The organism is Lentihominibacter hominis (assembly GCF_014385065.1).
GTDB classification, from domain to species: Bacteria; Bacillota; Clostridia; order Peptostreptococcales; family Anaerovoracaceae; genus Lentihominibacter; species Lentihominibacter hominis.
In genome coordinates this window covers 225,890-240,533 of sequence record NZ_JACRTA010000002.1, presented here as the reverse complement: position 1 = coordinate 240,533, position 14,644 = coordinate 225,890, and the positions used below count along the sequence as shown (strand labels likewise).

Here is a 14,644-nt window from a genome sequence, read left to right as displayed (position 1 = left end):
ATTCTTAAATCGTAAATATTCCCTCCGCAATCTATTACTGACTCCATATAATCGAAAAGGCACCGTAAAGGTGCCTCTGTGATTACATGTCTTCTTTTGTTTTGATCTTTGCTGATTTACCGGTTCTTGCACGCATATAGTGAAGTCTTGCGCGTCTGACATCACCTTTTCTTACAACCTCGATCTTTTCCACAAGCGGTGAGTGAATCGGGAATGTCTTTTCCACACCTACACCTGACGCGATCCTTCTTACCGTAAAAGTTTCGCCTATTCCGCCATTCTGTCTCTTTAAGACAAAGCCCTCGAAGATCTGTATTCTCTCTCTGTTTCCTTCTTTAATTTTAACATGTACCTTCACGGTATCTCCAACGTTAAAAGCAGGGATATCAGCTTTCAGATAATCCTGTACAACTGAATCTAATACGTTCATTGAGTCTTCCTCCTTCCCTCCAAGACGTTCTTGGCTATGACCTTTTCATAAGACCAGAGGACCGCCCGTAATACTGAAATATTATACAACAAAATGGTCATGCTGTTCAAGAGATTTTTTTCATATTTGCTGTACAATCACGACTTTGCCGATATTTCAACAACTCGTTGTATCCAGCCAGAGTAAAATGATTCTTCATGAGACACAAGCAGCACAGCTCCCTCAAACTCATCCAGAGCAGTTCTGAGCGCCTCTTTCGCCCAGATATCAAGATGATTAGTCGGCTCATCAAGTATAAGGAAATTGCATGGAGATACGGAAAGCAGACATATCTTTACTTTAGCCTGTTCACCCCCACTGAGTGTCCCTACTGACTGTGCGGCATGCTTACTTGAAATTCCACACTTTGCAAGGCGTTGTCTCACTTCTTTTACTGAAAAATGAGAACAAGTATCCGATATTATCTGAATGGGGCTCTTTCCGGGATCACGCCACGTCATTTCCTGTTGAAAATATCCTGTAACAGTCATCTGTGAGAAAGAAAAAGCTCCTCCAAGAGCGGGAATCTTCCCTGTTATGGTTTTAAGCAATGTAGATTTTCCTATCCCGTTAAATCCCCTGACTGCTACTTTTTCTCCGCCCTTTACCGTAAAACTTATATCTGTCAAAACAGGATAATGATATCCTACGGTAAGATGACTCACTTCCAAATGTCCGGAAGCAGGCTGGCCTACAGAAGAAAAATTAAAAATAGGTTTTATTTCTTTCTGCTTCGGAGCCTCCATAAGTTCCATTCGATCAAGCTGTTTCTGCCTGCCCCTTGCCATTCTGGATTTTCTTCCGGCAATATTCTTTCTTATAAACTCCTCTGTCTTTTTCACTTCTTTTTGCTGTGCCGCATATTGTCTCATATAATCCTGACGAAGCAAAGTTTTTTTCTTTGCAAAATCAGAATAAGAACCGAAATATTTATTAATTCTCTTATTACCAATATCAAGTATCCTTGTAGATATTTTCTCCAGAAAATCATAATCGTGTGATACTACCAAAAATGCTTTTGACAGATCTGATAAATATCCAGCAAGCCACGTTATATGCTCTCTGTCCAAAAAATTAGTAGGTTCATCTAACAGCAGCACATCGGGGCTTTCAAGCAGGAGTTTAGCCAATATTACTTTAGCTCGCTGTCCGCCGCTCAAGTTTTCTATAAAGCTGTCCAAACCCATAGCTGTCAGTCCCAGCCCCGATGATACCTTATCTATTTTAGTATCTGCCGAATAAAAATCTTCACGTTCCAGCTCCTCCTGACATTTTGCTGCAGCTTTCAGTTTTCCTTCATCGCCATTAGCCGCCTGTTCATAATATCTGTTCATTTGAGATTCTATTTTATATAACTTCGAAAAAGCAGATCTCAAAAAATCTCTTATGGTAACAAATTTTTTTATCTGCGCATATTGATCAAGATATCCTGTTTTAACACCGGGTTTCCACGTAATCATCCCCTCATCGGGAATGATTTGACCTGCACATATTTTTATAAGTGTACTTTTTCCCGTACCATTCTGCCCTACAATACCTGTATGTTCACCTCTGTTCAAAGAAAATCCGGTATCCCTGAACAGCAAATCATCTCCAAACGAATGCGTCATCGCTGTAATTTTTAATAAACTCATAACTAACAACCTCTCTATCGATATTTAATATAAAAAACAGAAGGTAGATGTCTCAGACATCTTGCCTTCTGCCAAACTCTTAATTCATAAAAATAACAAAAGGCTATGGATAAACATTGTCCATAGCCTTTAAATAATTAAACCGGTACGGGAAAATAAGCAATAATAGGAAACTGCTGCAGCTTACCTTTTAATCGCTGTCATTCCCGACGAAATCTCAGTACACTATTATGCACTGTACTCTGTACAATGTTTCATCGGATGTAATTGTACAGAGCTGATCTTCTTTACAGATGGTAGTTCATTATTTATATAAAAATTCATTATCTTTCTCCTTTTACCGTACCGACCATATCATAAAATGCATTCAATGTCAAATATATATTCTTTAATGCACATTATGCTCTTGGATGGGATTTATCATAAACATCCTTTATTCTGTTTTTCGTAACAGACAAATATACCTGTGTAGCCGTTATATCTTCATGACCCATAAGTTCCTGCAAAGTCTTAAGGTCTGCTCCGTTCTGAAGCATATGAACAGCAAAAGATGTTCTGATTATATTAGGAGTCAGCCTATGTTCTATCCCGGCCTTATTACCATACTCCTTAAGTATCTTCCACAGCCCCTGACGAGTTATACGTTTTCCGTAATAATTGACAAAAAGAGCCTTTTCTGCGGTATTCTCTTTTACAAGTTTTTTTCTTCCGTCATATATATAATCTTCCAGAGCTGCTCTTGAAGGTCTTCCCAAAGGCACTATTCTCGGATTGCTCTGCTCCCCTGTACATGTTATAAAGCCCATTCTCAGATTAATATCCTCCACGTTGGCTTCTATCAGTTCACTGACTCTGATACCGGTGGCATAAAGAACTTCCAAAATGGCTCTGTCTCTCACACCTTTTACTGAATCATCAGGAGTTGCAAGAAGCTTGTCAATCTCATCCATCTCCAGATATTCTATTTCTTTACGCTCTATTTTAGGTGACTTTATGTTAGCTGTGGGATTATTTTTCATAAGCCCTGCTTCTATCAGATAATTAAAAAAGGCTCTTACTGAAGCCAGCTTTCTGTTGACAGTCACCGCCGATTTCCCTGCTATCTTGAGATTGTGAAGAAATGCTATTATTTCAGTGCTGGAAGTATCAAGAATATCCGACATACCTCTGGACCCTTCAAATGCCATGAATTCTAAAATATCACGGCTGTACGCCTCCAGCGTATTCTTAGACATTTTTCTTTCTTTTTGCAGGTATTCTATAAAATCTTTTGTATACATACTGCCCTCCCTGTCAAAATCAATGGTGACTATGCTTTGAATTATACTACTGATATATTGGGTTTACAATAATCAAATTTTATTGATTATCGAAATAAATGTATATTTATAAAGAATAAAAACAAACTCTTTACAGCTCATCCTGTTTCAATTCATGCTTTCCATACTTTAACATACTCATAAAGTTTTCTGATAATAATTATTGTCATAACAGAGGTTTGTCCGTCATATCTTTTATATGAACTGAGGCTCCAAAGGGGCCGCTATATGTCATATTTGACAGATAGATGAAAGGGGACATACTTATGAAAAAATCAGCAACTATATTCATATTCATTTTTATGACAGGCCTATTTGCCGGAATATTTTTCAGTACGAATCTGTCATACGAAAATAACGAATATCTTTCTTCTCTGCTGCTTGCAAGCTTTACAGACAATGCAGCCGGTTTCGGTAAAATATTCTTCTCTGCTCTTGTATCTAATTTCATCCTAATGTTAATAATGCTTCCTGCTATAGTAACAAAATTTCTCTGCCCTATTCCGCCTGTCATTTTATGGTTTAAAAGCTTTTCCATCGGGTTCTGCAGCGGACTTGTATATCTCAACGCCAATAACGCCATACTGATCTCCCTTACAAAAATATTTCCCCCAAACTTATTTATTATACCTGCTTTTTTAATCATATCAACTGTTATATTCCACTGTTCCACGTCTGAAGCCATCAAAAAAAACAGACCTTATCAGGAAAATAAAAGTCTGCTGATTCTGACCGCTATTTCTGTCATTCTTGTATTGGCAGGCTGTATTACAGAATCAATATGTCACTCAGCTGCTCTTTAGCCATAAGAAGCCCTGCAACAGTTTTAGCATCTATGAGTCGGCCCTCATATGCCATCTTATAGACTTCTTCAAAAGGCATCTCAATTACATTTATTGCTTCATCATCATCAAGATCCTGCTCCCCTGCATTTAAGCCTGTCATAGCATACATGTGAATAACTTCTTCCGAATAAGCGACACTCGTATTTATCTTTCCGAGATATCTGATATTCTCTGCAGTGTACCCGGTTTCCTCCTTAAGCTCTCTTGCAGCTACCACTGCAGGATCTGTCTCGCCTTTGTCCACTTTTCCGGCAGGCAGCTCCAGTACTTTCATCCCACAGGCATATCGATACTGTTCCACCATGACTATATTCCCATTATCTTTAATAGGCACTACTGCCACAGCCCCATTATGTTCTATTATTTCTCTGTAGGCATAACCTTTCACTGCAGTTACTTTATCCCGGCGCACATTCAATATAGCCCCTTCATATATACGCTCGCTGCCTATTTTCTTTTCTTCAAAAATCATTGCTTTTCTGACCCCATTTCAATAGATCTGTCAACAGCTGCCTGAAAACCTTCTTTTACATCCTCCATAAATCCGTTTTCAAATAACTTATTGACAGCTTCTATAGTTGTCCCATTAGGAGAACATACATTTATTCTAAGCTGCTCAACAGATTCCGGACTTTCAAGAACCATTTTTGCAGCCCCCAGTACTGACTGCGCGGCAAATATTCTTGCTGTTTCTGCATCCATCCCGTTTTTTACAGCCGCTTCTATAAGCGCCTCTATATACATATATGTATATGCGGGACTGCTGCCACTGACCCCTATTACGCAATCCATCAAACGCTCTTCTACAAACTCCGCTCTTCCTATGACCGAAAACAAAGATTCTGCCAGATTAAATACGTCGTCATCAACATTGCCGTTCCGGCAAATAGCAACCATAGCTTCACCTACTTTTGCAGGCGTATTAGGCATTATCCTTATGACTGCCGCGTCATTCCCCAAATAGCGTTCCACAAACTCCATACTTACTCCGGCGGCCATAGATATCACTGTCTTTTCATCTGTATATGCCGGAGCTATTTCTTTCATAACCGATTCTATGACCTGAGGTTTGACTCCTAAGACCACTATATCCGACTTCTCACACAGCTGTCTGCCGCTTTCGCAGATAGTAAGCTGTGAAATTTCTTCCTTAGTCTTTTCACAAAGTTCACTATTCATATCAAATGCCAGCAACTGATTATGCCCGGTCTTTCCGGACTGCGCATAGCCGGATAAAATAGCTCCGCCCATATTGCCAATACCTATAAATCCTATTTTTTTCATAGTGATCACCTCATATTTATTAATCCACTATTTTCCTATAGTACCTAAAAATAACGTACCTCGTCCTTCCCCCCGAGTACTGTCTCTGATAATATCATGCTTCGTTCCGTTAAGCAGTATCATAGGGATACCAAACTTGTTCACTCGAGCTGCAGCTTCTATCTTGGTACGTATACCGCCTGTTCCAAACGAGCTCTTTTCTCCTATACTTATAGAAGATATCAGCTCTTCTGCATTATCAACAGCCTCAATAAGAGAAGCATCATCGCTGTTTTTGGGATCTTTATCAAACACACCATCTATATCACTTAAAATTATCATTAAATCAGCATTCCAGAGAATAGCCGTAAGAGCCGCCAAAGTATCATTATCACCGATTTTGATTTCTTCAACACATACGCTGTCATTTTCATTAATAATGGGAACAACACCCTCATCTATAAGGGTAAATAAGGTATTTCTGATATTAAGTGTTCTGTGATGATCGTTAAAATCATCTCTGGTCAGAAGAATCTGGGCCACATGCACATCGTAATCGGCAAAATACTCTTTATAAGCCATCATAAGCTCTACCTGCCCGATAGCACAGAAAGCCTGCTTATAATTAAGATCTCCTCTCCTGTTCCATCTGTTTATAGCGCCAACACCGCATACCCCGGCCCCCGAAGAAACTACCATCACTTGTTTACCCATATCTATAAGGGAATTAACCTGTTCCACGATATTATACAAAACATTTCTATCAACAGTCCCATCTTCGGCAGATATAACGTTGCTTCCTATTTTAACCACTATTTTTTTACTGTTCAGAATACATTCTTTTAACTGTTCCATTTCTTTACTGCCTCCTACTCGACCAGAAAATTATACAACATAGAGAAGAAAAGGTAAAGGGGAGGCTTACATACAGTATTTCTGATTCATTGCGCAGCATAGACAGCTGTGATATACTTACTTAAAATTATAATTGTTTTAGGCTGCCAGAAGGGAAAATTAATGAAATCAAAAAATGAAACATGTGACCAGAAATTAAAATCTGACGTGAAAAAAGAAATAAAAATTCTGATTTTCGGTCTTATAGGAGCGCTTATAATGGCAGTAAACATAAAAAGTTTTGTACACGCAGGTGGTCTTTATCCGGGAGGCTTCAACGGTGTAACATTGCTTTTGCAGTCTATCTTCGAAAACTTTTTCGGTATCACCCTGCCTTTTACTCCCATAAGTCTCATCCTTAATGCTGTTCCTGTTGCTGTGAGTTTTCTTGCTATAGGAAAACGTTTCACAGTCAATACTACTGTGATCATTGTCGCCACAAGTATTTTCACTGATATTGTCCCGGCCATACCTATAACACACGATATCCTTCTCATAAGTATATTCGGAGGGATAGTAAACGGCATAGCAGTGAGTCTCTGTCTTATAGGAGGCACCTCCACCGGCGGAACTGATTTTATCGCAGTTTTCTTCATGGAAAAAAAGAACACAGATGTATTCAACTATATACTTCTTGGCAATGCCATAGTACTTATAATAGCCGGTATTCTTTTTGGCTGGGACAAAGCACTATATTCTATCATTTTTCAGTTCACATCTACCCAGATGATACATCTTCTCTATCAAACACATAATAAAGTAACTCTGTTTGTAGTCACCGATCATCCCGAAAGGGTTTATGAGATCATCAGGGAAGTAACTCACCACAGCGCCACCGAGCTCACTGCCACCGGTATGTATTCACAGCAGGAACGAGGCATAATATATTCCATTGTATCACGTACAGAAGCCAAGGTCGTCATAAGGCAAGTTCTTGAAAGCGACCCGCATGCCTTTGTAAATGTAGTAAAAACAGATATGTTCACAGGAAGATTTTATATGGACGATATACACTGAAAATGAAAAAAAGCCCTGCGCTCCTCCGGAGACAAGGCTTTTGTCTTTTTTTTTACTTTATCTGGGTTCTACGATAAGTTTTATCGCAGTTCGTTCTTCCCCTTCAATCTCTATATCGGTAAACGCCGGTACCGATACAAGATCTATTCCGCCGGGTGCTACGAATCCTCGTGCGATAGCGATTGCTTTAACTGCTTGGTTCAATGCTCCTGCACCGATCGCCTGTATCTCGGCTCCTCCCTTTTCCCTCAAAACACCGGCTAATGCGCCTGCTACTGAATTAGGATTTGACCTTGCTGATACTTTCAAAACTTCCATTTTTAATTCCTCCATAAATTATTACAGTATTTTGTTGTTTCCCGGGTTCTCCCCTTTGTTAAATAAATTATATATCCTGTGAAGTTCTTTTTATATCCGATTCATTCGACATTTACGTCTAAAAATAGCCATAAAACAGTATTATTGAAATTTTTTCGACTTTTACTTGCTTTTTTCAAGCAAGTAACTTATAATTTATCTGAGGTTATCCCCCTGATAGCCTCATTAATCTCTAATCCCAATACCCCTTTTAACAAAAGAGACCTGTTAGGTCTCTTTTGTTTTTATTATCTGTGATGACTTGATTACGTCATTTTCACTTTATTTTATCCCTGTCCCTTGCTATAATACTAATTACTATGAAACATTTAACCGCAAAATACAATGAACCTATTTATACCAGCAGTATACTTGATTTTTATTTCCGCGATGTGCGTGCAGGAGTCTTGGATATAGAGACTACAGGGCTGAATTCGTCACGAAACAAATTCATACTGGGAGGACTTCTGGATTTTCAAAATAAAACACTTCATCAGTTCTTTGCAGAAAACAGGAATGAAGAAATTCTGGCTCTTGAGAAGTTTGCCGAGGAAGTATCAAAGCTTGACATGGTGATCACATATAACGGAAAACATTTTGACATGCCATTCATCAACAAACGGTTAAGAATGTTTTCCATGAAAAACTGCACACCTTATAATCTTGACCTCTACCTTGTTTTGAACGGCCATTCCCCAATAAAAAAATTCATTCCCAATCTTAAACAAAAGACTGTGGAAAATTACATGGGACTGTGGCAGAACAGGTCAGACGAGATTTCAGGTGGGGAAAGTGTGGAGCTTTACAATAGCTATGAAAAAACAGGAAATAAGCAGCTTGGTGATAAAATATTGCTTCATAACAGCGATGATGTACTTCAGCTTACAAGACTTCTCAAGGTTATCAGCAAAGCGGATTTTCATAAAGCTATGTTTCATTTAGGATTTCCGGCCGGTCCTTTTACTGTGGAAAAAATCAGAATCGACAGTGATTCCATATCAGTTTCAGGAACTCAAAGAAAATTTAATATGGATTATATGGGATTTTCATTCGGAGATTATCCGGCAGAAATTCGCCTCACCGGAAAAACATCTGATTTTTGCATGAAGCTTCCGATAATACGAGACTCCGGACTTGCTATAATAGATTTGGAGTCTGTCGGAATTTCCTGCAAACCATTCAGCATTTATCCTTCATACAGCAGTGGTTTTTTAGTATTGGAGGATCACAACAAAAAAAACTATATGGAAATAAACCATTTTATAAAAGATTTTATCCGATTGTTTATGGAGAATTTATGAGAAAGGACATTTATATGGATTTTATCGACAGTATTAAAAAAGTTAAAGAAGACAGTTTCGCTATGGCTTCCCTATCGGAAGATGTGAGAAACAATGCACTTGAAGCAGTCACAAAAGCGCTGAATGAAAACAAGGCTGCTATATTTGACGCTAATAATCGCGACCTGGAAGCTGCCAAGGAAAGTTCTCTTGCAGATCCCATCATAAACAGGCTTAAATTTGACGATCATAAGCTTTCCACATGCATATCAGGAATATATGATCTTATCGATCTCGATGACCCTCTTTTCAAAGAACTTTTAAAACGTGAGCTTGACAAGGATCTTGTTCTGACAAAAACAACATGCCCTATAGGTGTTATCGGAGTGATATTTGAATCCAGACCTGATGCTCTCGTTCAAATAGCAGCTCTCTGCATCAAAAGCGGAAACTGTATAATACTGAAGGGCGGAAGTGAAGCAAAAAACACAAACAAAGCGTTATTTGACGTAATCTACAAAGCTTGTGTCGCTGCAGGACTTCCTCAGCATTTTGCCGTACTCATAGAGGACAGAGCGGAAATCAATGAACTCTTAAAGTGTCACGATTACGTGGACCTTCTTATCCCAAGAGGTTCAAACCAGTTTGTTCAGTATATAATGGACAATTCCAAAATACCTGTCATGGGTCATGCAGATGGTATTTGTCACATCTATGTTGATGGGGCCGCCAACGTTGAAAAAGCTGTTCCCATAATTATTGATTCCAAGACTCAATATGTAGCGGCATGCAACGCAGCGGAAACATTGCTTGTACATAAAGACATAGCCGATGTCCTTCTTCCGCTCCTTTCAGATGCTTCCGGAAACAATATAAAGTACAAATGTGACGCAAGATCAATGGGAATGATTTCATGTGAACCGGCTACAGAAGAAGATTTTAAAACAGAATATCTCGATTATATCCTTTCGGTAAAAATAGTGGATAATATAGATGAAGCCATAAACCATATAAACAAATACGGTTCCCACCATACTGACTGCATTATAACAGAAGATAAAGATTCAGCAGACAAATTCATGTCGCTGGTAGATTCAGCAGGGGTATATCAAAACTGTTCCACAAGATTTGCTGATGGCTTTAGATACGGATTCGGTGCAGAAGTAGGCATCAGTACAGGGAAAATACATGCCAGAGGACCTGTAGGGCTTGACGGACTTGTAACATACAAATACAAGCTTGTTGGCACCGGTCAGATAGTAGCCGACTATGCCAGCGGTAAATCTACATTCAAATTTCATGATCTGATCTGAAAAATATTTTCATACTTATCGATCAAAAATCGGAAAAGCCGGCTTCGCTGATTTGTTTCAGCAGCCGGCTTTTTTAATATTGTCTTCTATAAACTTTTCAAATAGCTGCCCAACGCTTTTACAGCATTATCAACATGCTCTGACACCGACAGCTCCTCTACACTTACTACATGAATGTGACATCTGTTTATAGGCAAAAGTATTTTGTATGTATGACTGCCGCCTATGGCCGATGCCATTGCAGGCGATAATTCTCCCATCATGGAATTGGCGTTAAGTATCCCGATGACACCTATGACAATATCCACATGCTGCATATTATGAATTATAGCATTCTCTCCTGTGGCACCGTCATCCGCACCGGCTCTGAGCATCTGTCCTGTAGCTACAGAATTTGTTCCAAGCGCTATCACATTTATATCGGGAAAAGCCTTCTTTACCCTATCAACTATTGCTCTGCCTATTCCGCCTCCTTGTCCATCCACAACCGCTATGTTCATTCTGCTTTCTCCTCTTCCACTTCCGTGATTTTTTAGTCCCAACCTCTGTCATATCCGCTGTAACAGTCCATACATACAGGAAGACCATCCATAACTCTCATCTTTGTTTCCGCAGCACTCTCCCCGCATACACTGCATTTGACAGATTTTAAAGATAATGCCGGCCCCGGCATATTCATTCTTGGTTTACCGATTTCAAAAATATCTTCAACAGGAGCAGTCAGTACAAACTTTATATACTCACCGCCATGAATTCCTGACTTTTTATCCTTTGCCATCAGCCTGAAACATTCCCCGGTATTTCTTTTAAAAAAATTAAAAGCAAATTTCCCTGTACCTCGGTAGATAAGATTTCCCTTACCTAAAGTACAACCTAATACCGATTGTATCCCATCTACTCCACATGCGTCATTCTCCGTGACACATACTATCTCTTCATCTTCCGCTCTTTCTATTCCAAATCTTTTCTGAGCTTCAATGGCCGCCCGCACACCTAAGGCGAGCCCTCCACACGTATGACCGTGAAAATCTACAGCTTTATCCCAAACATTTTTACTCATATTACAGCTCCAGTTTATAATCTCCGTCTTTTATCTTTCCTGCCCTACGCAGCAATCTGTCTATAACAAAAGACAGTACTGCAGGAAGGGCGATCTGCAGCAGCATCACCTTCCACAGGGTATCAAAAGAAAAGCCCATGTCATTAAAAGTTCCTATCTGTCCCACAAGACCCGATGTCCCCATACCGGCTCCTACAGCTATATTTGTCATCTTAAACACACAAGTAGACAGCGGCCCTATTATAGCTCCCGCTAATGTAGCCGGAACCAGTATCCATGGATTTTTTATGATGTTGGACACCTGAAGCATAGAAGTGCCAAGTCCCTGAGCCACCAAACCGCCTACACCGTTTTCCCTGTAGCTTGCCACAGCAAAACCTATCATCTGAGCGCAGCAGCCTACTGTGGCAGCTCCTGCCGCAAGCCCACTCAAATCAAGCATTATACACAATGCTGCACTGGAAATAGGCGCAGTAAGAACAAGACCAACTATAACGGATATAACTATACCAAACACAAACGGCTGCCATTCTGTGGCGGTCATAATAAGATCGCCAAGCCTCATCATACACCAGCCTATAGCCGGTCCGGCAAGCTTTGCTACTATAGCCCCTGCTGTTAATGTTACAGCAGGAGTAACCAATATGTCAACTTTTGTTTCTTTCGAAACCATCTTTCCCAGTTCTGCTCCTACGGCAACTGCCAGAAACGCTCCTGCAGGCCCCCCTGACACTTCAATACCGAATCCCAGCATATTCGCTCCCATCATACCTGTCACCACACTGGTAAACAGAACAAGTGGAGGAGCTTTCAAACTCCATGCCACGGCCACTCCTATGGCAGCTCCCATATAAGCTTTTGCCTGTCCTCCTACCTCCACGAAAAATGAAGATATGACATTATCCCCGAAAAGATTTGCCGTCTGTACACCGATAGTATCAAAAATAACTCCTATAAGCAAAGACCCGAACAATCCGAGCGCCATTGCCGACAGTGCATCCTGTAAATACCGCTTTACGGAAATCTCAATGTTCTTGCGTTTAAAAAAACTTTCTTTAGTCTGTACTGTTTCTTTCCCTTTCATATCATCTGCGCCCCTGCCGGCTCCTATCTGCCGAAAAAGGCACACTCCTTTCTCAAATATAAACGAATTTTAACCTACCGTCTGATTGTACCAGAGTGTATATACATATATCAAGATACTTGTATATATTATTTGATTGAAAATTAATGGTGTGATATTATGATATGAGAATCATTACTTACCAACATCCATAAAGGAGGTCTCTGTAACTATGAAGAATACAAGTACACAAAAAGAATGGTCAGCTTTTGACCGGAGAAATCATATAAAAAATACTCTCGAAAATTCTTCAAAACCTGTCACGGCTGCCCGGTTTGCCGGAGAGCTTTCCGTAAGCAGGCAGATAATAGTAAGTGATGTTGCGATACTGAGAGCTTCAGGATTAGATATCCTTGCCACACCGAAAGGATATATACTCAACAGCCTTGACAGTTCTGACAATTTTCCTTTCACCGGCATTATAGCATGCAGACATTCATCAAAGCAGCTTCAGGATGAGCTCTATACCATCGTCGACTTCGGTGCCACTGTTATAGACGTATCCATAGAACATGCCATATATGGTGAACTTTCAGCAAATCTTGGACTGTCATCAAGATATGATGTGGATCAGTTCATATCAAAAGTAAGCAGTGATAAAAATTCTGCTCCTATAAGTTCTCTTACAGATGGGGTCCATCTCCACACAATAGGTTGCCGTGATAAAGAAACTTTCCTGCTTATCAAAAAATCTCTCTGTGACAAAGGCATAATTATAAAATGATTTTCTCTTTTATCTTTTTGTAATAAAACACACCTATAAAATCAGCAAGAAGCCAGCCTGCAGGTACTGACCACCATATACCATTTACTCCTATAAAAGGTACGGATGAAAGAACATATGCCAGACATACTCTCGTACCCAAAGATAAAACCGTCAGTATCAGTGACATCCCGGGCCTGTTGAATGCTCTGTATAAACCATACAAAATAAATAATCCTCCTATACCGAAGTAAAATATACTTATAATATGAAGATAAGAAATTCCCACAGCTAAAATCGCTGTTTCATCCGAATGAATAAACAACAAAAGAAGCTGTTTTGCAAATGAAAAAACAAGAATAGAAATAACAGCAGAAAAAATCAGCATACTTATAACAGCAGAACGTATTCCCTTTTCAATACGTTCTTTTTTACGCGCGCCATAATTCTGTGCCGCAAATGTGGAAAAAGAATTTCCGAAATCCTGAAGCGGCATATATGCAAAAGCATCTATTTTAGTAGCTGCTGCAAATGCTGCCATGACAACAGCGCCAAAACTGTTTACAAGCCCCTGTACCATCAATATCCCCAGATTCATGACTGACTGCTGCATACAAGTCAGAAAAGAGGCACCCATTATTTCATTAAGTCCTATCCATGTTATACGCATATGCCTGCGTGCCGGTCGCAGCTGAGGGCACTTTACCAATGTATAGATCATGCTTCCTATCCCTGAAAACCACTGCGAAATTATAGTGGCTAAAGCTGCACCTTCTACACCCCACTCAGCCACCAGTACGAATATAAGATCCAAAATAATATTCATGACAGCCGAAATGCCAAGAAATACCAGAGGTGTCACTGAATTTCCCACAGCCCTGAGCAAAGATGCGAAAAAATTATAAAGAAAAGTGGCGAATATTCCGCAAAACATCACCATTAAATAATTTCTCATCAAATCATAAACCTCTTCAGGTACCGAGAGCATCTTCATCACAGGATCTATAAAGACCATTACTGCAATATTCAAAAGCACAGAAAAACATGCGATCATCACAAAAGCAGTAAATATATTTCCTTTCATGTGATCCAATCGCTTCTCACCATATCTTATAGAAAAAATCGCTCCGCAGCCCATGCACATTCCCAAAAGTATAGACGTTATAAAAGTGACCAGCGTATATGATGATCCAACTGCCGCTAAAGCATCAGAACCTAAAAAACGACCTACGATCAGTGTATCTACTACATTATAAAGCTGCTGGAGCAGATTCCCACATATCATGGGGAATGCAAAAGCTAATATTCCTTTTGTGACTGAACCTTTTGTCAAATCTATCTGCATATTATCTCCTGATGATTCTTTT

Annotated in this window: 16 protein-coding genes; 5 read left to right on the top strand and 11 right to left on the bottom strand. The window is 39.6% G+C overall.

Annotated elements, in window-relative coordinates; translation table 11 throughout:
* Window positions 1-82: 82 nt before the first annotated feature.
* The 3 genes from rplS to H8692_RS06420 form a co-directional block, all read right to left on the bottom strand.
* Window positions 83-430 (bottom strand): 50S ribosomal protein L19, encoded by a 348-nt coding sequence (gene rplS, locus H8692_RS06430; RefSeq protein WP_177268924.1) that lies wholly within the window; start codon window positions 428-430, stop codon window positions 83-85.
* A 137-nt stretch (window positions 431-567) separates the two neighbouring features.
* Complete coding sequence (locus tag H8692_RS06425; protein ID WP_187525273.1) at window positions 568-2,103, bottom strand: ABC-F family ATP-binding cassette domain-containing protein; 1,536 nt, start codon at window positions 2,101-2,103, stop codon at window positions 568-570.
* Window positions 2,104-2,501: 398 nt separating this feature from the next.
* Window positions 2,502-3,383 carry a site-specific tyrosine recombinase gene (locus H8692_RS06420; RefSeq protein ID WP_187525272.1) on the bottom strand — a complete coding sequence of 294 codons (882 nt, stop codon included), beginning with the start codon at window positions 3,381-3,383 and terminating at the stop codon, window positions 2,502-2,504.
* 287 nt (window positions 3,384-3,670) lie between these two features.
* On the opposite strand from H8692_RS06420, the gene H8692_RS10990 reads away from it, so the two are divergent.
* Complete coding sequence (locus tag H8692_RS10990) at window positions 3,671-4,225, top strand: stage II sporulation protein M (protein ID WP_412265072.1); 555 nt, start codon at window positions 3,671-3,673, stop codon at window positions 4,223-4,225.
* On the opposite strand, the gene H8692_RS06410 is transcribed toward H8692_RS10990, so the two are convergent.
* From H8692_RS06410 to proB, 3 genes are read right to left on the bottom strand one after another with little or no spacing between them, the layout of a single operon-like run.
* Window positions 4,191-4,739: an NUDIX domain-containing protein gene (locus tag H8692_RS06410; RefSeq protein ID WP_207722965.1), complete on the bottom strand. Its 549-nt coding sequence runs from the start codon at window positions 4,737-4,739 to the stop codon at window positions 4,191-4,193. The genes H8692_RS10990 and H8692_RS06410 overlap by 35 nt on opposite strands.
* On the bottom strand, window positions 4,736-5,551 hold the full coding sequence (gene proC, locus H8692_RS06405) for a pyrroline-5-carboxylate reductase (RefSeq protein ID WP_177268916.1): 816 nt from the start codon (window positions 5,549-5,551) through the stop codon (window positions 4,736-4,738). The genes H8692_RS06410 and proC overlap by 4 nt, the downstream gene beginning before the upstream one ends.
* Before the next feature lie 27 nt (window positions 5,552-5,578).
* Window positions 5,579-6,385: a glutamate 5-kinase gene (gene proB / locus H8692_RS06400; protein ID WP_177268914.1), complete on the bottom strand. Its 807-nt coding sequence runs from the start codon at window positions 6,383-6,385 to the stop codon at window positions 5,579-5,581.
* 162 nt (window positions 6,386-6,547) lie between these two features.
* Between proB and H8692_RS06395 the strand changes: the two genes are divergently transcribed.
* On the top strand, window positions 6,548-7,441 hold the full coding sequence (locus H8692_RS06395; RefSeq protein WP_187525271.1) for a YitT family protein: 894 nt from the start codon (window positions 6,548-6,550) through the stop codon (window positions 7,439-7,441).
* Window positions 7,442-7,498: 57 nt separating this feature from the next.
* On the opposite strand, the gene H8692_RS06390 is transcribed toward H8692_RS06395, so the two are convergent.
* Window positions 7,499-7,759 (bottom strand): stage V sporulation protein S, encoded by a 261-nt coding sequence (locus H8692_RS06390; protein WP_147593236.1) that lies wholly within the window; start codon window positions 7,757-7,759, stop codon window positions 7,499-7,501.
* Between the two features lie 359 nt (window positions 7,760-8,118).
* Here H8692_RS06390 and H8692_RS06385 point away from each other — a divergent pair, with 359 nt between their 5' ends.
* Both H8692_RS06385 and H8692_RS06380 read left to right on the top strand, forming a co-directional pair.
* A complete protein-coding gene (locus tag H8692_RS06385; RefSeq protein WP_187525270.1) occupies window positions 8,119-9,099 on the top strand; it encodes a ribonuclease H-like domain-containing protein in 981 nt (326 codons plus the stop codon).
* Complete coding sequence (locus H8692_RS06380; protein ID WP_243206929.1) at window positions 9,096-10,391, top strand: glutamate-5-semialdehyde dehydrogenase; 1,296 nt, start codon at window positions 9,096-9,098, stop codon at window positions 10,389-10,391. The genes H8692_RS06385 and H8692_RS06380 overlap by 4 nt, the downstream gene beginning before the upstream one ends.
* A gap of 86 nt (window positions 10,392-10,477) precedes the next feature.
* Here the strand turns inward: H8692_RS06380 and H8692_RS06375 are convergent, their stop codons facing one another.
* Genes H8692_RS06375 through H8692_RS06365 form a run of 3 tightly spaced genes read right to left on the bottom strand, consistent with a single transcriptional unit; the run spans window position 10,478 to window position 12,535 of the window.
* Window positions 10,478-10,891: a DUF3842 family protein gene (locus tag H8692_RS06375; protein ID WP_177267595.1), complete on the bottom strand. Its 414-nt coding sequence runs from the start codon at window positions 10,889-10,891 to the stop codon at window positions 10,478-10,480.
* Window positions 10,892-10,923: 32 nt separating this feature from the next.
* Complete coding sequence (locus H8692_RS06370) at window positions 10,924-11,451, bottom strand: FmdE family protein (protein ID WP_187525269.1); 528 nt, start codon at window positions 11,449-11,451, stop codon at window positions 10,924-10,926.
* A gap of 1 nt (window position 11,452) precedes the next feature.
* Entirely contained in the window at window positions 11,453-12,535 is a 1,083-nt protein-coding gene (locus H8692_RS06365; RefSeq protein WP_177267593.1) for a PTS sugar transporter subunit IIC, read from the bottom strand.
* 211 nt (window positions 12,536-12,746) lie between these two features.
* Between H8692_RS06365 and H8692_RS06360 the strand changes: the two genes are divergently transcribed.
* Window positions 12,747-13,298 carry a transcription repressor NadR gene (locus H8692_RS06360; RefSeq protein ID WP_187525268.1) on the top strand — a complete coding sequence of 184 codons (552 nt, stop codon included), beginning with the start codon at window positions 12,747-12,749 and terminating at the stop codon, window positions 13,296-13,298.
* Here the strand turns inward: H8692_RS06360 and H8692_RS06355 are convergent.
* Entirely contained in the window at window positions 13,288-14,622 is a 1,335-nt protein-coding gene (locus tag H8692_RS06355; RefSeq protein WP_187525267.1) for an MATE family efflux transporter, read from the bottom strand. The genes H8692_RS06360 and H8692_RS06355 overlap by 11 nt on opposite strands.
* Window positions 14,623-14,644: the final 22 nt, after the last annotated feature.